This window comes from Pseudomonas fragi, assembly GCF_025426255.1.
GTDB lineage: Bacteria > Pseudomonadota > Gammaproteobacteria > Pseudomonadales > Pseudomonadaceae > Aquipseudomonas > Aquipseudomonas kulmbachensis.
In genome coordinates this window covers 4,390,441-4,408,688 of the sequence record NZ_CP104861.1, presented here as the reverse complement: position 1 = coordinate 4,408,688, position 18,248 = coordinate 4,390,441, and the positions used below count along the sequence as shown (strand labels likewise).

Below are 18,248 nucleotides of genomic sequence, written 5' to 3'. Positions count from 1 at the left end.
GTTTGCGATTCACAAAACACACCTCTATTACATACCCATTCGCTGGAGCGTAAGCCGAAAGGCAAACGACCTGGCTACCGAATTTCTTGACGACCATAGAGCATTGGAACCACCTGATCCCATCCCGAACTCAGTAGTGAAACGATGCATCGCCGATGGTAGTGTGGGGTTTCCCCATGTGAGAGTAGGTCATCGTCAAGATTAAATTCCAAACCCCCTGTCTGCTCACGCAGACAGGGGGTTTGTTTTTGTGCCGAGAAAAGTTGCGGCTAGCGCAATATCGCTCTTCAGCTGTACTGCGGCTAAAGTCCTACAAATAGGCACAGTTATTTTGTAGTCCGCGCACTAGAATAAGCCCAGTCATTTTCTGAGCCAGAGACTCCCTATATGCCAGATCCGGTTGACCCCTGCAGGGTGTCAGAATTACCGCTGGACGAGTTGGTGGCTTGTCATGAGTGCGATCTGTTGATGCGCAAGCCGCATCTTGCTCTCGGTGAGAAAGCCCAATGCCCGCGCTGCGGTTACGAACTCTACGCCCATAGGTACAAGGTGGTTGAACGCAGCCTTGCGCTTGTGATTGCCGCATTGTTGCTCTACATCCCTGCGAACTTTTTGCCCATCATGCAGCTCAACCTACTGGGCCAGGCGTCGCAAGACACGGTCTGGAGTGGTGTGCTTGGTTTGTTCAATACCGGCATGCAAGGCATCGCGGTCGTGGTGTTCCTGTGCAGCATGGGGATCCCGCTGCTTAAATTGCTCTGTCAGCTCGCCGTACTTCTCAGTATTCGCTGGAATATAGGCCGCAGTTACGGATTGCTTATTTACCGTATTTATCACCACCTGCGTGATTGGGGCATGCTCGAGGTGTACCTGATGGGGGTACTGGTGGCGATCGTGAAACTGGCCGATTTAGCTGAATTGAGCCTTGGCCTGGGGTTGGTCTGTTTTATCAGCTTACTGCTGGTACAGGTCTGGCTGGAAGTGGTGATGTCGCCTCACCAGATTTGGCAAGCGCTGTCCGGGGAGGATATTCATGCGGGCGATTGATGCAGGTATTTTGATCTGTGGCGAGTGCCACGAGCTGAACAGGCAAGATCCTGAAACAGATGAGCAAACCTGTACTCGCTGCGGGGCCCTGGTCCATGCGCGGCGCCCCGACAGCCTGATGCGTACCTGGGCATTGCTGCTGACCTCGGCCATTCTCTACATCCCGGCCAACCTGCTGCCGATCATGACGATCAACTCACTGGGCCAAGGCTCTCCGAGTACTATCATGGCGGGGGTTATCGAGCTGGTGCAACACGGCATGATCCCGATTGCAGCGGTTGTGTTTGTGGCAAGTATTCTGGTGCCGACCTTCAAACTGGTCGGCATTGCGCTGCTGCTGTTTTCGGTACAGCGCCATCAGCCTCTGTCGGCCCGGCAACGTATCATCATGTACCGTTTTATTGAGTTCATTGGCCGCTGGTCAATGTTGGATATTTTTGTCATAGCCATTTTGGTGGCTGTGGTGAATTTTGGACGCATAGCCAGCATCGAAGCCAATCTTGGCGCAGTGGCCTTTGCCAGTGTGGTGGTGCTTACGATGCTTGCAGCTGTAACTTTTGATCCCCGACTGATTTGGGATAATACGGAGTCGGACGACGACCATGAGTGACCTGCCTACTGCTAAAACCCGCCCGGCTTCCAATTGGTCGGCGATCTGGATCCTACCGCTTATTGCCCTGATCATCGGTGGCTGGCTCGGATGGCGTGCCTACAGCCAGACCGGTATCGATATTCAGGTGCGTTTTGAAAGTGGCGAAGGCATCGTCGCCAACAAGACCGAAGTGGTCTACAAAGGCATGCCTGTGGGTAAGGTCAAGACTCTGGCTTTGGATGAAGATGGTCCAAGCAAGGGTGTGATTGCCACGGTCGAGATGAACAAGGACGTTGAGCAGTATCTCAAGACCAATACTCGCTTCTGGCTGGTCAAGCCCAGCGTGTCATTGGCGGGGATTACCGGCCTCGAAACCCTGGTCTCGGGTAACTACATTGCTGTCAGCCCCTCAGATGGCGAGCCTGTTCGCAAATTCAAGGCTCTCTCACAGGAGCCGCCTCTGTCTGATACCGTTCCCGGCCTGCACTTGACGCTCAAGGCTGACCGTCTCGGCTCGCTGAACCGTGGCAGCCCGGTGTTCTACAAACAAATCCAGGTTGGTCAGATCAAGAGCTACGTGCTGTCAGAGGACCAAAGTACCGTCGAAATCAAAGTCTTTATTGAGCCGACCTACGCCAATCTGGTGCGCAAACATACGCGTTTCTGGAATGCCAGCGGCATCAGCATCGACGCCAACCTGTCGGGTGTGAAGCTGCGCAGCGAATCCCTCGCGAGCATCGTGGCCGGTGGTATTGCGTTCGCTACACCAGAGAACCGCAAAGACAGCCCACCCACCGATTCAAACCTGCCGTTCCGTCTCTATGAAGATTTCGATGCTGCCCAGGCGGGAATCAAGGTCAAAGTCAAACTGAGCGACTTTGAAGGCCTGCAAGCCGGTCGCACGCCTGTTATGTACAAAGGTATTCAGGTGGGTAGCCTCAAGGGCCTCAAGGTTGACCCGGACCTGACCAGCGCCAGCGCCGAACTGACCCTCGACCCGTTAGCCGAAGACTACCTGGTGCAAGGCACCCAGTTCTGGGTGGTCAAGCCATCGATCTCGCTGGCCGGTATTACCGGGCTAGAGGCGTTGGTCAAAGGTAACTACATCGCGATTCGCCCTGGTGACAAGGGCAGCACCCCCGAGCGCGAATTTATCGCCCGGGCCAAAGCACCACCGTTGGATCTGCGCTCACCGGGCCTGCACATGGTGCTCTTCACCGAGAACCTGGGGTCGCTGGATGTCGGCAGCCCAATTCTCTATAAGCAGGTCAAGGTCGGTTCGGTTCAGAGCTATCAGTTCTCCCGCACTAAAAAGCAGTTGGTGATCGGCGTCCATATCGAAAAGGAATACGAAAACCTGGTCAATGCCTCGACCCGTTTCTGGAATGCCAGCGGTATCACGCTGACCGGCGGCTTGACCGGCGGCATTCAGGTTAAAAGTGAATCCTTGCAAAGCCTGATGGCTGGTGGGATTGCCTTTGAAACCCCAGAAGCCAAAGCTCCGTTGCAAAAACGCATCCCGCGTTTCCGTCTGTTCACTGACCGCGACGCTGCCATGCAGCAGGGTGTAGCGGTGACGATCAAAGTAGCCCGTGCCGATGGCCTGCGCGCAGGCACGCCGATTCGTTTCAAGGGGCTGGATGTTGGCAAAATCGAAAGCGTCGATCTAAGTGAAGATCTGCAATCCGTGTTGCTTCAGGCCCGTATTACCGAAGTCCCGGAGCGCATTGCGCGGGCTGGTAGTCAATTCTGGGTGGTCAAACCGGAGCTGGGATTGATGAAAACGGCCAACCTCGAAACCCTGGTCACTGGCCAGTACCTTGAGGTGCAACCCGCGAGCAGACAATTGGGTCGCCAGACCAGTTTTGTCGCTCTGGAGCAGGCACCGGATGCCGCGGTTCCACAGGCCGGGTTGAGTCTGGTATTGAGCGCTGCGCGCCGTGGTTCGCTCAAGGAAGGTGTACCTGTGACCTATCGTGAGGTCACCGTGGGCAAGGTGACCGGGTATGAACTGGGCAGCACTGCCGATCGCGTACTGGTACACATCCTGATCGAACCGCGTTATGCGCCGTTGGTGCGCAGCGGTAGTCGCTTCTGGAACAGCAGCGGTTTTGGTGTCGACTTCGGTTTGTTCAAGGGCGCAACGATTCGCACCGAATCGCTGGAAACCCTGGTTCAGGGCGGCATTGCTTTCGCTACCCCGGATGATGACAAAATGGGCAATCAGGCCCGTCCTGAGCAGACTTTCCCGTTGTTCGACAAGTTCGAAGACGAATGGCTGCAATGGGCGCCGAAGATCCCGCTAGGTAAATAACCTGCAAAAAAAACCGCGATCATTGATCGCGGTTTTTTTATGCTCAGGATTCAGCCTCAGACTTCATCCAGCTCGGGCTGTTGCACAGCCGTCACCGCATCAGGTTTTACCTCGTCATGACGACGGATGTACTTCCAGTCGTCTTCATCGATGTAAATCCCGTTCGGTCCGCTGCCGCCCTCAAGGTCGATGGCCACATGGGCACAGACTTGCGGCTTCACACTGGCCAGAATCGGTACGAATCCCAGTTGCAAACTGGTCTCCAGCAGCGCGGTCTGGTTTTTCTCGTCAATGTCCGCGGCTTCATCCAGGTAGTACGGCAAGCGGATACGCCCGGCCTGATCGCGGTCCATCAAGTGCAGCAACAAATACATGTTGGTCAGCGCCTTGATCGTCATGGTCGTACCGTTGGATGCGGCACCGTCAATATCGGTATGGATCACCGGCTGGCCATTGACCTTGGTGATCTCGAACGCGAGCTCGAAAAGGTCCTTGAGACCCAACTGGTTGTGATTCGCCGCCACCAGCCGCGCCAGATATTCCTTGGCTTCTTCGTTCTTGTTGTCCTGCTCGGCGCTCTGGCTGAGGTCGAACACGGACAGGGTTTCGCCTTCTTCGTACTGACCGGCGCTGTGGATAATCTGATCGATATGCTTGAGCGCCTCCTTGTTGGGCGCCAGTACGATGCGGAAGCTTTTGAGGTTGGAGACCTGACGCTTGTTGATCTCGCGGTTGAACAGCGCCAGTTGATGCTCGAGGCTGTCGTAGTCGCTGCGGATGTTGCGCAGCGTGCGGGCGATGTCGGTTACCGCTGCCCGACGTGCCTTGCCCAGTGTCAGGGCTTCTTCGGTACGGTGCGCGTAAGCGTTGATCAGCAACTGCAGGCGCCGCTCCATATCGTCTTCGCTGTCGAACTTGGCCACACCTTTGAGGCGCACCTGCGCATATAAGGCTTCGATCTGACCGTCGCAGCGCAACAGCCCTTGCCAGCTGTCCTGATAGTCGTTGAGCAATGGCAACAGGTTGTCCATCGAGTCGTCGACCGGGTCCATAAATGGCGTACCAAACGGCAAGTCAGCAGGCAGCAACTGACGACGACGCAAACTGTCATCCAGCGTGCGCTGCTTGGCTTCCATGTCACCGATCTGGCGACCTACCAGTTGCAGCTTGGCGGACAACTGTTGAACCCGTTCGGTGAAGGCATCGCTGGAGCGCTTCAACTCGTCTTGCGCTGCTTCGGCCTGGGCCAGTTGCTCGAGTTTTTCGCCCTCTTCGGCACTTAATGTCTGACTGCGGCGGAAGTCTTCCAGCGCCTTCTGCGCATCCAGCACTTGCTGATACAACGACTCGGCTTCGGTTTTGCTCGCGGCGCGATCCGAGGTCACGGCCTGTTGGGTTTTCAGCTGCTTGAGTTCTTTTTCAAGACGCTCTTTTTGCTCGCGCAATGCTGCACGGTCAGCCAGCGCCTGCAGGGCAGGGGGCTCGATATGGCTCAGATCAATGGACAGCCCTGGCGCTTCAAAACGCTCACCTTTAAAGCCATCGAGGATCAACTCCAGCGACTTGACCCAGGCATCGCTGTCATCCAGCGCAATCCCGTGCTCACCCAATGGCAGGCTGAACAGCGCGCTGTTGAACAAACGCATCAGGCGTTCCACGTCCTGCTGCGAAAACTCTTCGCGCAGACGGGCATAGCTGTTGTTGTCCGCGTGATCGAGTTGCTGCTTGACGGACTTCAGACGTTTTTCCAGGTCACGCAAGCGTTCGTCCAGATCCTCGGCACTGAACTGACGCGATTGCGCCAAGGCACCCGCCAGTTCGTCATGGGCGTCCTTGGCGCTCAGCAGTTGCTGTTCCAGCACCTTCACATCGTCAACCAGAGCGAAGCGATGCTTGAGTACCGACAACTCGCCGAGCCAGCGCTGAGTGCCAGCGATCTCCCGCTCCAGACGCATCAACTCCTGGGTGCTGCTGCGCTGATCGTTTTGCAATGAGTCCTGTTCGTTGCGGTAGTGCTCGGACTGGATCAGCAACTCTTCCTTGCGGGCCCCGGCGTAGTCCTGCCAGGTGCCGAGCAACGAGTCGAGCAGTGGCGACAAGCGATGCAGTTTGCCGCGCAGCAGGTCGCGTTGACGAACACCGGCCGCCAGCGACTCCACCAATGGACCGGCGCCGACCAGTGCGTTGTAGTCCTGCTCCATGCGTCGTACGTCGCGGAAGGCTTCTTCACACGCGGCGATGTAATCAACGCTACCCGAACGCAGGCTGTGCTCAAACGCATCGAGAAACAGCTGCTTGAGTTTGGCGGCAGTGATTTCGCGCATATGCAGCAGGTTGATAAACAGGGCGCGGAAGGTCTTGAGGCTCTGCTCGCTGGTGGAACGCAGCGGGATCAGGGTCAGATCCAGCGGAATAGACGTATGCCCGCCGACCAGCAAACGGCGCAGTTCATCGGGCTTCAGTTCGTAGGCTTTCAGGCCGTTACGCTCAAGGTTGTTGAACAGCTCTTTCTGTCGCAGGCAGGTATCGTCTTTTTGGTAATGCCCCAGGTCCAGTTTGCCCGCGTAGGCGAAAAACTGGTGACCGAATCCACCGCCGGGGCCGCGTCCTACCACACCGATCACATGGGGACCGTGGGGCAGGGAGACTTCGACCAGGATGTAGCTGGTGTCTGAGGCAAAATAGAAGCGCCGCGATTGTTCGAGGCTGTACTTGCCGAAGCTCATGTCTGACATGCGTGCCAGAATCGGGAACTGTAAGGCGTTGATCGATGCCGACTTACCGAGGTTATTCGCCCCGTAGACCGACAGGGGATGTTCCAGCGGGAACAGCCCCAGGCTGTAACCGGCCGTGTTCAACAGGGCAAAGCGGCGAATGCCGTAGCGTTCCTGGCTCATGCGTCCATCTCCTGCTGTTCATCGGCAATGGCGCGAGCCAATGCGGCTTCATCGTCGTCAATATCGTTATCGACCAGAACCGGTGTCGGCAAAGGCAAGATGCTGTGCAAGCTGGCTGCCAGATCGCGGTCTTGTTGCACCGACAGGCACACATCCAGAAAGCGGTGCATCGGTGGCAGGAAGCGGTAGATGCCAGGCTCTTCACTGGCAAAGCCGAGCTGCGTCATGCGGCGCATGATCTTTTCTTCCAGCTCTTCATGGGTGGTGACTTCGGCCTGCACAAACAGATCGCGGTATTTTTCCAGCAGCGCGGGTAGCTCGTCGCGCCCCAGGCTGCCACCGTCAAGCACGGCAATCGGGTCGCGGCCCTGATCGGCCAGATGCTCGACGATGATGAACGTGAACAGCGCCAGGCGTTGCGCAGTCTTGTTCACTTGCGCGGTGGCGGTGTCGGGCACGAAGTAATAAAAACCACGGGTATCACACACCAGCTCAAAGCCCAGTGCCTTGAACAGCGCGCGGTATTGATCCTGGAAGTTCGACAGTTGTGCGTACAGCTCGGGATCGCGGCGGCTGACGTGATAGCCCTTGAACAGCTCACGAAAAATCGGTGCCAGCTGGGACAGTTCAGAAAGATCAAGATGCATTCAGAGGACTCGCAGAAGTCTGGGTCGCATCTTCGCTGTGGGAAAGCAGAGCGAAGGAGCGCAGGCTGACCAGATGTTCGTGGGTGTGGTAATCGCGGCGCTCAAGACGTTCGCGCACAAAGCGTTTTTCGCGGGACAGGCGCGAGAACCAGTACAACAGTTCGTCGGTGTCGCCATCCGGCTCTTGTGCCAGCAGCCAGGTCATCAAGTCCGGCATCGGCAGCGCGTCGCTGCAACGATCGAGCATTTCCTTGACGGTGCGCGGTGCCTTGGGTGTTTCGCCCCGGTGGACTTTATGCGCCTTGGGGAATTTCGTCGGTTTTGGCTCGAAGCGGGCCAGGGCGTAGACATAGGCTTCGACTTGGCTGGCGCTGCCCAAAAAGGTGCTTTGCGGGCGCGTGAACATCGGCATCGAAGCTTGCGGTACCGCGTCCAGCCCCTTGCGTCGGATGGCGGCCAGCGCCAGTGCCGCGCCACGGGTTACGGCGTTGTGCCGACGGGCCTCTTCACGCAGCGGCAGCAACAGCTCGCGGGCATGGCGCAGGGTCATCTGGGCGCTGGTTTGCATTTCGAGGATGCGCGCATGGGTGCGCAGCAGCATATCGTCGTCTACCAGATGGCCGAGCCGCTGTTGCTCGCTGAGCATGCGCAGCAGCACGACTTCAACTTTACGTACGCCCTGTTCGAAGGCACCGTCGGCGTTGACCAGCTGAATCATCGGTTCGACGTATTCGTCCCACGTCGCCAGGACTTCTGCATAACGCTGGCGCAGTGGTATTTGCCGATCACTGGTCTTGGCCCGCTCGGCCACGGCCACCAGCGCTTGTTCGTCGTTGGCCAGCTTCTTCAATACGTCACGTACACGCATATCGAGCAAACGCAGCTGGCGCGCCAGGTCATGACTGTCACGGATGTCGAACGCATCCTGGATATATCCGGCCAAACGCTCCAGATGGCGCAGGTAGGCTTCGATTTCCAGGCATAGGCCAAGACGGTGCTCGTGGCGCAGATAGGCCAGAAAGTCGTGAATTTGTGCGTTGAGCTCGAAACGGTTCGGGCTTTTTGCGACCGGCACCAGAATGTCCAGACGAATCCAGGCATCGAGCACGCTGGTGATGTCTTGTGGCGTGCTGTCTACCTGATGTGCGGCCAGTTGCAGACGCAATTCGTTCAGGCTCAGGGTGCCTTGGTCGAAGTGTTCACACAAAGGCTCAAGAAGTGCCCAGTGCTCGGCGAGGGCACGTAAAACGCGCTTGGGTTCGATCATGGGAGGGCCGGTCAATTGGCAATGAAAGGCCGCGATTGTACTGCAACGTGAGGTCGAGTCATCACTTGGCGGATCAACTGCGGGCGGGAAGGGCAGAAGGGCGGTAGAATCCCCCCTCTTTAGTTATCCACAGATGGCCGACCCTTGTTGAACGAGTCCCGCCGCCGCGCTTTTTTGACTGCCATGCAAGTGGTCAGTTGGTTGCCGCGCACTGAATTGCCGTTTGCCGCACCTTCGCGGCCAGAACTGCTGGTGCTTCCTGAACCGCCTGCAGAGCCTGAAATCATTCGGCCTGTGGTCAAGGCGGCGGCCGCACCGAGCAAGCCCGCAGAGCGCCCACGGATCGAAGTGCCTCGGCCTTTGGTCACCCCGCGCCCTGCCAGCAAGGCAGTGGAGAAAGATCAATCGGCTCCCGTACCGGCCAAGGTTGTGCAGTTGCCACCGCCGCGTTTTGCCCTGCAATTGTTGCGCGCCGGGCGCTGCCTGGTGCTGGTGGAGTTACCCACAGGCAGTGCGTTCCAGAGTCGTGACCCAGCCTATTTATTGTTAAAGGATATGTTGCGCGCTGCGGGTCTGCCCGATAGCCCGCAAATCATTGGCGAGCCGGTGCGTTGGCCGCTCCTCAGGCGCGGCAATGTTGATCAAGGGCCTGACGCTGCGCGTGAGTTTGTGCAGGGTTTTCTCATGGCCCGCCTGGAAGAGGCCGAATGTGCCTGCTTGTGGCTGGTGGGGCTGCCAGCGGTGCGGTTTGCCGGTGAGGTCGATGCCGAATCGTTCAACCGTGAACTCGAAATCGAAGGACTGGGCTGCGCATGGGCGTTGCCGGGTCTGGAACTATTAATGGATGAGCCACAACGCAAAGCGGATGTGTGGCAAGCCATGCGCAGGCTTTTGGCGCGCTGGAAACAAAACGATGAGTGATGCTGTAACTTTTCGCCCGATGACCGAGGCGGACCTTGAAGCGGTATTGAAAATTGAATACGCCGCCTTCAGCCACCCGTGGACACGCGGTATTTTTCTCGATGGCCTAGGTAAATATCACATCTGGCTGATGTTTGAAGGTGAGCAGCAAGTGGGCCACGGTGTGGTGCAAATCATCCTCGATGAAGCGCATTTGCTGAACATTACCGTTAAACCCGAGAGTCAGGGACGTGGCTTGGGGCTCAAGTTGCTTGAACAGCTGATGTCGATTGCCTACAAGCATGAGGCCCGCGAGTGTTTCCTCGAACTGCGCGACAGCAACACGGCTGCGTTCAAGTTGTATGAGCGCTATGGCTTCAACGAAATCGGCCGCCGCCGTGATTACTACCCGGCAGTGGGTGGTCGTGAAGATGCAGTGGTAATGGCCTGTACGCTGGTCGACTAACTGCAACAAGCCATTTGTGGGAGCTGGCTTTCGACCCGGTATGTCTGAATCACCGCGTCGATAGCATCGCGAGCAAGCCCGCTCCCACAGTGTTTGGTGCGGCAATGAGAGTGTGCTCCCGCATGCGTTTCAATGCTTGCGACCCACAGGATCAATTTCCGCCAGTTCTGCTTCATCCAGCCCTTTGCCAGCGCCTATTTCGTCTTCGTCAACCAGGCTCAAATCCCAGTCAGCGGCAGCATTCGGGCTCTGGGCGGCTTCCTTGGCATCGCGGGCACCGTCTTCGCGGATGAGCATCTCCTGCTCCAGGTCGTCGTCATTGAGGCCCAACTCCAGCTCATCATTGAGCACCGCCCTGTGCTTGACTCTTTCATCGTCGATAAACAAATCGCTGATGGGCTCGTAAGTGTCGTCATCATCAAAATTCAGTGGCTCAACCGAGCCCATGGCATCCTCGATATCGTCTATCGGTGCGGGTTGCGGTGCCCCGTAAGGGCGACGTGAATCATTCATGGCAATTCCTCATACTGTAGGGCCTTAATACGATGACTGTAGTCATTGTTGAAGATTCCACCCGGCTGACCGCCGGAATGACATGTATCAACGTGACCCCGACCGCTGGTCGGCTGTCATAACAGCGCATCAACTCTTGAGGCTTCACAGCATGAACGAACTACAAGATCTGATTGATAACAACGAGCGCTGGGCCGATGCGATCAAACAGGAAGATCCTGACTTTTTTGCCAAGCTGGCTCGCCAGCAAACGCCGGAATACCTATGGATTGGTTGTTCGGATGCACGCGTACCGGCCAACGAAATTGTCGGCATGCTACCCGGCGATCTGTTTGTGCACCGCAACGTGGCCAATGTCGTGCTGCACACTGACCTCAATTGCCTGTCGGTGATTCAGTACGCGGTCGATGTGTTGAAGGTCAAACATATATTGGTAACGGGCCACTATGGCTGTGGCGGCGTGCGTGCGTCCATGAAGGACCAGCAACTGGGCCTGATCGATGGCTGGCTGCGTTCCATTCGCGATCTGTATTACGAGAATCGTGAAGCGCTGGCGCTGTTGCCGACCGAGGAAGAGCGCGTCGACCGTTTGTGTGAGCTGAACGTTATTCAGCAGGTGGCGAACGTTGGCCACACCAACATCGTGCAGAATGCCTGGCATCGCGGGCAGAAGCTGTCGGTTCACGGCTGCATTTACGGGATCAAGGACGGTCGCTGGAAGAGCCTGAACACCACCATCAGCGGGCTGGACCAATTGCCTCCGCAGTATCGCCTGCGGCCGGTGGGCTCGATCTGAGGTTGCATGCATAACCCGTGGGAGCGGGCTTGCTCGCGATGGTATCGACGCGGTTTTCCTGCATTACCGCGCCGCCTGAATCGCGAGCAAGCCCGCTCCCACATTTGGTTGCGGGTTCGCTTACGGCATCACTGGCGGCGTATACGTCAGGGTAGTCCCCAGCGCCCACAGCAAAAACAGCACTAGCGGCGTGTGCACCAGCAACTGCACAAACGAAAAGCCGATCAAATCCCGCGCTTTGAGTCCCAGCACGCCCAACAGCGGCAGCATGTAAAACGGATTGATCAGGTTCGGCAGCGCTTCAGCGGCGTTGTAAATCTGCACAGACCAACCCAGGTGGTAACCCAGATCATTGGCCACTTGCATCACATAGGGCGCTTCGATAATCCACTTGCCGCCGCCCGACGGAATGAAAAAGCCCAAAATTGCCGAATACACGCCCATCAATAACGCATAGGTGTCGTGGGATGCGATTTGCACGAAAAACGTCGAGATGTGATGGGCAAGGGTTTGCCCGTCAGTACCTTTGACCACCGTCATCAGCGCTGCAATCGAGCCGTACAGCGGGAACTGAATCATCACCCCGGTGGTGGTGGGCACGGCGCTGGCCACAGCATTCAGAAAACTGCGCGGGCGCCAGTGCAACAGAGCACCTAGCATCAGGAACAGAAAGTTGTAGGTGTTAAGCCCCGAGATGGCGCTGATCGCCGGTTTGGTCGAGAACTCGTGAAACAACCAGCCGGCCGCCAGGAGCACCAGCAAGATGGTCAACACCGGGCTGTATTCCAGCCACTCGCCGGGCCGTGTGCGTGGCGGCAGTTCTGGCGTGCTGAAGCTCGGATCGATACCACAGGCTGCGGCGTCACGAGCGGATTCAGGGCCAGGCGCAGTCGCGTAGGCAACGATCAGTGATACCACCACCAGGGCTGCCAGCAACACACCGGACTGCCAGAGAAAGATGGTTTCGGTGAAGGGGATAACCCCGGTGATTGCCAGAATCGACGGCGGCAGGCTGGCCGGGTTGGCCTGCAACTGCGCGGCAGAAGACGACAGCCCCAATGCCCACACTGCGCCAAGCCCCAAGTACGCCGCAGCGCCGGCGGCGCGATAGTCCATGCGCAGGTTGGTACGCCGGGCCAGTGCCCGCACCAGCAGACCGCCAAATACCAGGGACAGGCCCCAGTTCAGCAATGAGGCGACCATCGAAATCAACGCCACCCAGCACACAGCCTGGCGTCCGTTCTTCGGCACTTGTGCCAGTTTGTCGATCAGTTTGACCGCAGGCGGTGAACTGGCGACCACGTAGCCGCCAATTACCACGAAGGCCATTTGCATGGTGAACGGGATCAGGCTCCAGAAACCATCGCCGAACGCCTTCGCGGTATCGGTGGGTTTGGCCCCCATAAACATCGTGGCCAGTGCAACGGTGATCACCGCAACAGCAGCGAACACCCAGGAGTCAGGAAACCAGCGCTCGGCCCAGTTCGAGCAGCGCAGGGCAAAGCGGGCAGAGCGGCTGTCTGTAATCTCAGCGGCCATGGGGCATACCTCATTGTTCTTATGATTATTGTGTTGTCTGCACCCGGCCTTTCAGGGATGAAAAGCCGGTGCAACCACAGGGAGAGCACATTAAATCAATCGAGGGTTTTTGCCGATGGATTAATACAAAACGGGCTTCGCAACAAAAATAACCCTCGCTGTCCGAAAAGGCGCTGCTGAGGGGTAAACTCTTTCCTTTCCCAAAGGAGTTTCTATGAGTCTCTACCAGCCAGGCATTCTTGCCAAACCCGTGCCGTCACAGGCGCGCTACATGTTTTTCGCCCTCAAGTCTGTAGAAGCACTGCCGGCTGCGCTCGACGTTTTGTCGCAGTGGGTGGACGGCAAAAGCGTAGTAGCGGGCTTTGGGTCGCCGCTGGTGTTGGCATTGGGCGTAAAAATTCCAGGGCTGCGAGTGTTCCCGGCTCTTAATGCAATGGTTGAAAACCCGTCGACCCAGCACGCGCTGTGGTTGTGGTTGCTGGGTGATGACCGCGGCGAGTTGCTGCACCGCAGTCAGGCCATCGAAGCGGCGCTGGCGCCTGCTTTGAGCTTGCTGCAAGTGACTGAAGGCTTTCGCTACAACACCGATCGTGACTTGACCGGCTATGAAGACGGTACTGAAAACCCGGTGGATGAAGCGGCGGTCGATGCGGCTATCGTTGCTAACGCCGGTGCAGGGCTGGACGGAGGCTGTTTTGTTGCCGTGCAGCAGTGGCAGCATGACCTGAACGGTTTTGCTGCTCGCCCGCAAACCGAGCAAGACAACCTGATTGGTCGTCGCAAGAGCGATAACGAAGAGCTTGAAGACGCGCCGGCCTCGGCCCACGTCAAGCGCACTGCTCAAGAGAGTTTCTCGCCTGAAGCCTTTACCGTGCGTCGCTCCATGCCGTGGACAGAAAATGGCAAGGCCGGGCTGATGTTTGTGTCCTTTAGCCGGACCTTGAACGCGTTTGAAGTCCAGTTGCGTCGGATGAGCGGCATGGAAGATGGCATCGTTGATGGTCTGTACAGCTTTAGCCGGCCCTTGAATGGTGGCTATTACTGGTGCCCGCCGATGAAGGATGGGCGGATGGACTTGAGCGCGGTTCGCCCGGCTTAAACTTCAGGTTTAATCAAGCGTGCTTACAGCTGAACCGGTTTTTTAAGGTTTGTCTGATGTTTCAAAAACTGCCAGCTCAATAGGCTGGCAGCATGAAGTTAAAACATTTTTTCCGTCCCCAGGATGCCTCGTTCTCGACCTCAATCGCAGCGCGTACTTTGCTGCGTTCGTTTTTTGTCGCCTTGTTACTGTCGTTGTTAGGCGGGCTGTATGTGTATATCAACTCCAGTTTCGACCGGGAGATCTCCCAGCGCCGGGGTTATATGAGCGGGGCGATACTCGAAGCCCAGCGCTTTTTCACCGGCCATGAAATGCTCCTCAAAAACCTCAGCCTGGCGGCGGTGCGTAACAAGCCCGTCTCACCAGCTGCGCCCATGGAACTGGCGGATGAGGTTGAAATGACACTGGGCGAAGGTATGCACTCCTGGAGCCTGTGGCAGACCCGTCGTGAACTTGAGTATCTACGCGAAGAGAACATCAATCTGCTGTACGTAAAGGCCGGCTCTGATGCGCAGGCAGTGCGCCTGACCCGATACACGCTGCAGCCAATACCCGTCGACCAGAATGTATTGCGTCAGCTAAAAGAGCTGGAAAAAACGCCGATGCCCGTTAAGGGCGAGTATTGGTTTAACGCCACGCCTAACTTCGTCATTGCTGACAGCCCGGTTTTGTACCTGTTCACCTTGCTCGATCAGCGTGACCCTCATTCAGGGTGGTTGGGCCTGGAAATTGAGGGGGCCGAAATTTCGACGGCCATGGACCGCAAGCACGCAGGTGACTTTGTGGTGATTAATGCTCAGGGCGAAGAGATATTTGCCAGTGCCTTGAATCCAGGCCTGACACAAGCGCTGCAAGGCTTTGGCGGTGATCGTCAATTTGGTTTTACGGGCGACGGGTTGTGGCCCGACTACCTGATCATGCGTAACCAACTGGGCTATGCGGACCTGCAAGTGGTGTACTCGATGGAGTTCGGTCACTTGTTAACATCTCTGCGTGAGCCGTTGCTTATTGCCCTTTTAATTGGTTTTGGCAGTGCATTGGGGTTGGGGTTGCTGGTGCAACGTATCGAACGCCAACTGATTAACCCCGCGATATATCGAAAACAGGCGCTGATCGAGAGCGAAGCATTCAGTCGTACAGTTATTCAGACGGCACCCGTTGCGTTGTGTGTGTTGCGAAGGGCCACTGGCGCGGTGGTTTTGGAAAATACTCTGGCCCAACAGTGGTTGGGACATGGCCGTGAACGTGATCAGTTATGCCATGACTGGATTGACCGAGCGTATGACAGCAGCGAAAGAAACCGTTTCGATGAGTTCTCGGTTGCTGGACGCCATCTGCATATCAGGTTTGTAGCCACACGTTATAAAGGTGAGGACGTGCTCCTCTGCGCATTTAGTGACATCAGCGCACACAAGGATGTCGAGATCGCCCTGGAGCAGGCCAAGCGTGTGGCGGACAAGGCCAATGATGCCAAAACGCAGTTTCTGGCAACCATGAGCCACGAGATTCGCACACCGTTGTATGGCGCCTTGGGCACCCTTGAACTATTAGCGCGCACCCAGTTAACCCCCCGTCAGCAAGAATATGTGCAGGCTATTCAAAGTTCGTCTTCTACGCTGCTGCAACTGATCTGTGATGTGCTGGATGTATCGAAGATAGAGGCAGGACAACTGGCGCTGGAGGTGAGCGAATTTGCCCCTCTGGATTTGATCCAGGAAGTGGTCAGCGGGTACTCGGCGGCAGCGCAAAGCAAGGGCTTGCAGCTATATGCGCATATCGATCCGCAGTTACCGGAACAGTTGCTCGGCGATGCACCCAGGATTCGCCAGATTTTGAATAATTTGCTGAGTAATGCCGTCAAATTCACCGATAGCGGGCAGATTGTGGTGCGAGTGACGGTGGATAGCCGCAGCGATGAGCGAGTGACGGTGTCCTGGCAAGTGACTGACACGGGGCAGGGGATCGCGCAGGAAGATCAACCCTTCTTGTTCGACCCTTTTTACCAGGCCGGTTCCCGGGCCAATGTGATCAGTGGCACGGGCTTGGGCCTGTCGATTTGCCAGCGCTTGATGTACTTGATGAGCGGCACCATGAGTGTCGTCAGCGAGCCGGGCTTGGGTAGCAGCTTTACTCTCGCACTGCCTCTGGAACAGTGCCGAGCTCCGAAACTGGACGACTCAGTCAAGTTGTTACCTGAAAAAGTATTCGTCCGGTCATCCATACCGAAACTGGCCGAAAACATTTGCGGCTGGCTGCGACGCTGGGGGGCCAGGGCACAAGTGCTGCGTCCCGGGATGGACATTCATGACAGCAATGCTGTGCTGGTCGAGTTGTATCCCGGCGAATACGAACGCAGCCCTGAGGTGCAATGGCCCGGCCCGGTAGTGATTGCGTGCGGCAATAGGTGTTTTGCACCTGGCGAACGCGAGGGCGCGCAATGGCACGTCAAATTGAGTGATTTGCACGACCTGCGCCGTGCCGTCAGTCAGGCTCAGGGTCTCAACCCCTACGCCCGGCCATTTGAGCCGGGTTCCAGCGTTTATAAACCGCTGGGGCTGCATGTTCTGGTCGCTGAAGACAACGCCATCAGCCGGTTGATTCTCAAGGAACAGCTAGAAGAGTTGGGTTGTACGGTGGTGATGGCATCCGATGGTTTGGAGGCGCTGGAGCTATGGAAGCACGCGACCTTCGACAGGGTTCTGACTGACGTGAACATGCCGCGCATGAACGGCTACGAATTGACGACTCAACTGCGAAATTTCGATAACCAGGTGCCCATCATTGGCGCTACGGCCAATGCCCAGCAGGAAGAGCGTGCGAGGTGTTTGGCGGTGGGCATGGATGAGTGCCTGGTAAAACCCTTTGGCCTCAGCGCCTTGTTCATCTGCCTTGAGCAAACAGAGAGAGTGTCTAATGTCCTATAGCGTTCTGATCGTCGAGGACCATCCTTTCCAGCATCAATACCTGCTCAACTTGTTCCACGACCTGGGCAATATTCGTGTCGAAGCCGCCAGAGATGGCAAGGAAGCGTTTGATTGGTTGCAAAAGCAGTCCTTTGATCTGGTACTCACCGATTTGCTGATGCCGGGCATGGACGGCGTGCAACTGATACAACGGCTATCGGCGCTGCCTTGCAAACCGGCTTTGGCGATCATGAGCGCTGCCTCGCGGCGCATGATCGTGAGTGCCAGTCTGGTGGCGCAAAGTATGGGGGTTGATGTGATCGGGCAGTTATCGAAACCGGTCAACCCAGCGGCTGTTCGAACCCTGATGTGCAACCTGGACAAACTGATCAAAAGTGACAAGTCACCCGCGAATGTGCCTTTGACACTGACCCGTGAAACGTTGCACGAGGCCATGCAAAGCGGTGCGTTACAGGCCTGGTTCCAGCCCAAGAAGTCCTTGCACGATGGGCTGATTGTCGCTGCGGAAGCCTTGGCACGGTGGGAACATCCTGAGTTGGGGTTGTTGATGCCTGCCGATTTTCTACCGTCACTGGTCAGGTTGGGGCTGGAGAAAGAACTGCTGTTGCTGTTCATCAAGCAAACCATTGCCGCCCAAGCCAATTGGGCCCGTCAAGGGTATGACATACCGGTATCGATCAATCTGCCTACGCACTTGCTCGATGACGATGACCTGGCCGACGAACTGCACGATTACGTGCGTACCCAGGGCGGTATTACTGCCAAGTTGGGCTTTGAGTTGATGGAATGCTCCACCACTCAGGACATCAGCAAATATTACGCAGGGGCATGTCGTTTACGCATGAAGGGCTTTGGTCTGGCACAGGACGATTTTGGCCAAGGCTTCAGCTCGTATTTCAATCTGGTCTCTACGCCGTTCACTGAGCTCAAGATTGATCGGGCGCTGGTGCATGGTTGTGTTGAAAACGAAAACCTCGCCTCTGCGCTGGCCAGTATCGTCGCGCTGGGGCGCCAGCTGGGTTTGGAGGTCGTGGCAGAAGGGGTCGAAAGTCAGGAGGAGCTGGCGCTGCTGCGCAAGCTCAACTGTGATCGTGTACAGGGGTTTCTGATCTCTCGTGCCGTATCATCGGGCCGCTTTGGGCATCTGTTACATGAGGATTCGCCCCCGCGTCTTTATTGAGGCACTTCGTCACCCAGCGTGGGCAGCGCACTTACGGCATGCGTGATCAGTACTTGACTCATCGCGG

General features: G+C 56.9%; 14 protein-coding genes and 1 rRNA gene. 10 read left to right on the top strand and 5 right to left on the bottom strand.

Annotated features, from left to right (window positions below; genetic code table 11):
• Window positions 1-85 precede the first annotated feature (85 nt).
• The 4 genes from rrf to N7D90_RS20480 all read left to right on the top strand — a co-directional run bounded on the left by rrf (window position 86) and on the right by N7D90_RS20480 (window position 3,953).
• Window positions 86-201: ribosomal RNA gene (gene rrf, locus N7D90_RS20495) — 5S ribosomal RNA — on the top strand.
• A 186-nt stretch (window positions 202-387) separates the two neighbouring features.
• On the top strand, window positions 388-1,047 hold the full coding sequence (locus tag N7D90_RS20490; RefSeq protein WP_261739701.1) for a paraquat-inducible protein A: 660 nt from the start codon (window positions 388-390) through the stop codon (window positions 1,045-1,047).
• Window positions 1,034-1,657 (top strand): paraquat-inducible protein A, encoded by a 624-nt coding sequence (locus tag N7D90_RS20485; RefSeq protein ID WP_261739700.1) that lies wholly within the window; start codon window positions 1,034-1,036, stop codon window positions 1,655-1,657. The genes N7D90_RS20490 and N7D90_RS20485 overlap by 14 nt, the downstream gene beginning before the upstream one ends.
• Complete coding sequence (locus tag N7D90_RS20480) at window positions 1,650-3,953, top strand: PqiB family protein (RefSeq protein ID WP_261739699.1); 2,304 nt, start codon at window positions 1,650-1,652, stop codon at window positions 3,951-3,953. The genes N7D90_RS20485 and N7D90_RS20480 overlap by 8 nt, the downstream gene beginning before the upstream one ends.
• A 56-nt stretch (window positions 3,954-4,009) precedes the next feature.
• Here the strand turns inward: N7D90_RS20480 and mksF are convergent, their stop codons facing one another.
• The 3 genes from mksF to mksB are packed head-to-tail and all read right to left on the bottom strand — an operon-like array spanning window position 4,010 to window position 8,764.
• Complete coding sequence (gene mksF, locus N7D90_RS20475; RefSeq protein ID WP_261739698.1) at window positions 4,010-6,850, bottom strand: Mks condensin complex protein MksF; 2,841 nt, start codon at window positions 6,848-6,850, stop codon at window positions 4,010-4,012.
• Window positions 6,847-7,497 (bottom strand): Mks condensin complex protein MksE, encoded by a 651-nt coding sequence (mksE, locus tag N7D90_RS20470; RefSeq protein WP_261739697.1) that lies wholly within the window; start codon window positions 7,495-7,497, stop codon window positions 6,847-6,849. The genes mksF and mksE overlap by 4 nt, the downstream gene beginning before the upstream one ends.
• Window positions 7,487-8,764, bottom strand: a complete 1,278-nt coding sequence (gene mksB, locus N7D90_RS20465) for an Mks condensin complex protein MksB (RefSeq protein ID WP_261739696.1) — start codon at window positions 8,762-8,764, stop codon at window positions 7,487-7,489. Before mksB ends, mksE begins: the two co-directional genes overlap by 11 nt.
• Window positions 8,765-8,908: 144 nt before the next feature.
• On the opposite strand from mksB, the gene N7D90_RS20460 reads away from it, so the two are divergent.
• Together N7D90_RS20460 and rimI are read left to right on the top strand one after the other, a co-directional pair.
• The gene (locus N7D90_RS20460) at window positions 8,909-9,685 is read left to right on the top strand and encodes an energy transducer TonB (RefSeq protein ID WP_261739695.1); all 777 of its coding nucleotides are present in this window, start codon (window positions 8,909-8,911) and stop codon (window positions 9,683-9,685) included.
• Window positions 9,678-10,130, top strand: a complete 453-nt coding sequence (rimI, locus tag N7D90_RS20455) for a ribosomal protein S18-alanine N-acetyltransferase (protein WP_261739694.1) — start codon at window positions 9,678-9,680, stop codon at window positions 10,128-10,130. Before N7D90_RS20460 ends, rimI begins: the two co-directional genes overlap by 8 nt.
• A gap of 129 nt (window positions 10,131-10,259) precedes the next feature.
• On the opposite strand, the gene N7D90_RS20450 is transcribed toward rimI, so the two are convergent.
• Entirely contained in the window at window positions 10,260-10,643 is a 384-nt protein-coding gene (locus tag N7D90_RS20450) for a serine kinase/phosphatase (protein WP_261739693.1), read from the bottom strand.
• 151 nt (window positions 10,644-10,794) lie between these two features.
• Here N7D90_RS20450 and can point away from each other — a divergent pair, with 151 nt between their 5' ends.
• On the top strand, window positions 10,795-11,439 hold the full coding sequence (gene can, locus N7D90_RS20445) for a carbonate dehydratase (RefSeq protein WP_261739692.1): 645 nt from the start codon (window positions 10,795-10,797) through the stop codon (window positions 11,437-11,439).
• Window positions 11,440-11,559: 120 nt separating this feature from the next.
• Here the strand turns inward: can and N7D90_RS20440 are convergent, their stop codons facing one another.
• On the bottom strand, window positions 11,560-12,978 hold the full coding sequence (locus N7D90_RS20440) for a short-chain fatty acid transporter (protein WP_261739691.1): 1,419 nt from the start codon (window positions 12,976-12,978) through the stop codon (window positions 11,560-11,562).
• A gap of 214 nt (window positions 12,979-13,192) precedes the next feature.
• Here N7D90_RS20440 and N7D90_RS20435 point away from each other — a divergent pair, with 214 nt between their 5' ends.
• The 3 genes from N7D90_RS20435 to N7D90_RS20425 all read left to right on the top strand — a co-directional run bounded on the left by N7D90_RS20435 (window position 13,193) and on the right by N7D90_RS20425 (window position 18,181).
• Window positions 13,193-14,077, top strand: coding sequence for a Dyp-type peroxidase (locus tag N7D90_RS20435; protein ID WP_261739690.1), 885 nt, complete (start codon window positions 13,193-13,195; stop codon window positions 14,075-14,077).
• A 92-nt stretch (window positions 14,078-14,169) separates the two neighbouring features.
• The gene (locus tag N7D90_RS20430; protein ID WP_261739689.1) at window positions 14,170-17,001 is read left to right on the top strand and encodes an ATP-binding protein; all 2,832 of its coding nucleotides are present in this window, start codon (window positions 14,170-14,172) and stop codon (window positions 16,999-17,001) included.
• The gene (locus N7D90_RS20425) at window positions 16,991-18,181 is read left to right on the top strand and encodes an EAL domain-containing protein (protein WP_261739688.1); all 1,191 of its coding nucleotides are present in this window, start codon (window positions 16,991-16,993) and stop codon (window positions 18,179-18,181) included. Before N7D90_RS20430 ends, N7D90_RS20425 begins: the two co-directional genes overlap by 11 nt.
• The last annotated feature ends 67 nt before the right edge of the window (window positions 18,182-18,248 follow it).

Bases quoted from the DNA above. Each gene is read 5' to 3' on its own strand.
- can (WP_261739692.1), top strand. From the start codon at position 10,795: ATGAACGAACTACAAGATCTGATTGATAACAACGAGCGCTGGGCCGAT.
- N7D90_RS20425 (WP_261739688.1), top strand. From the start codon at position 16,991: ATGTCCTATAGCGTTCTGATCGTCGAGGACCATCCTTTCCAGCATCAA.
- N7D90_RS20490 (WP_261739701.1), top strand. From the start codon at position 388: ATGCCAGATCCGGTTGACCCCTGCAGGGTGTCAGAATTACCGCTGGAC.
- mksB (WP_261739696.1), bottom strand. From the start codon at position 8,764: ATGATCGAACCCAAGCGCGTTTTACGTGCCCTCGCCGAGCACTGGGCA.
- N7D90_RS20430 (WP_261739689.1), top strand. From the start codon at position 14,170: ATGAAGTTAAAACATTTTTTCCGTCCCCAGGATGCCTCGTTCTCGACC.
- rimI (WP_261739694.1), top strand. From the start codon at position 9,678: ATGAGTGATGCTGTAACTTTTCGCCCGATGACCGAGGCGGACCTTGAA.
- mksE (WP_261739697.1), bottom strand. From the start codon at position 7,497: ATGCATCTTGATCTTTCTGAACTGTCCCAGCTGGCACCGATTTTTCGT.
- N7D90_RS20435 (WP_261739690.1), top strand. From the start codon at position 13,193: ATGAGTCTCTACCAGCCAGGCATTCTTGCCAAACCCGTGCCGTCACAG.
- mksF (WP_261739698.1), bottom strand. From the start codon at position 6,850: ATGAGCCAGGAACGCTACGGCATTCGCCGCTTTGCCCTGTTGAACACG.
- N7D90_RS20450 (WP_261739693.1), bottom strand. From the start codon at position 10,643: ATGAATGATTCACGTCGCCCTTACGGGGCACCGCAACCCGCACCGATA.
- N7D90_RS20485 (WP_261739700.1), top strand. From the start codon at position 1,034: ATGCGGGCGATTGATGCAGGTATTTTGATCTGTGGCGAGTGCCACGAG.
- N7D90_RS20440 (WP_261739691.1), bottom strand. From the start codon at position 12,978: ATGGCCGCTGAGATTACAGACAGCCGCTCTGCCCGCTTTGCCCTGCGC.
- N7D90_RS20480 (WP_261739699.1), top strand. From the start codon at position 1,650: ATGAGTGACCTGCCTACTGCTAAAACCCGCCCGGCTTCCAATTGGTCG.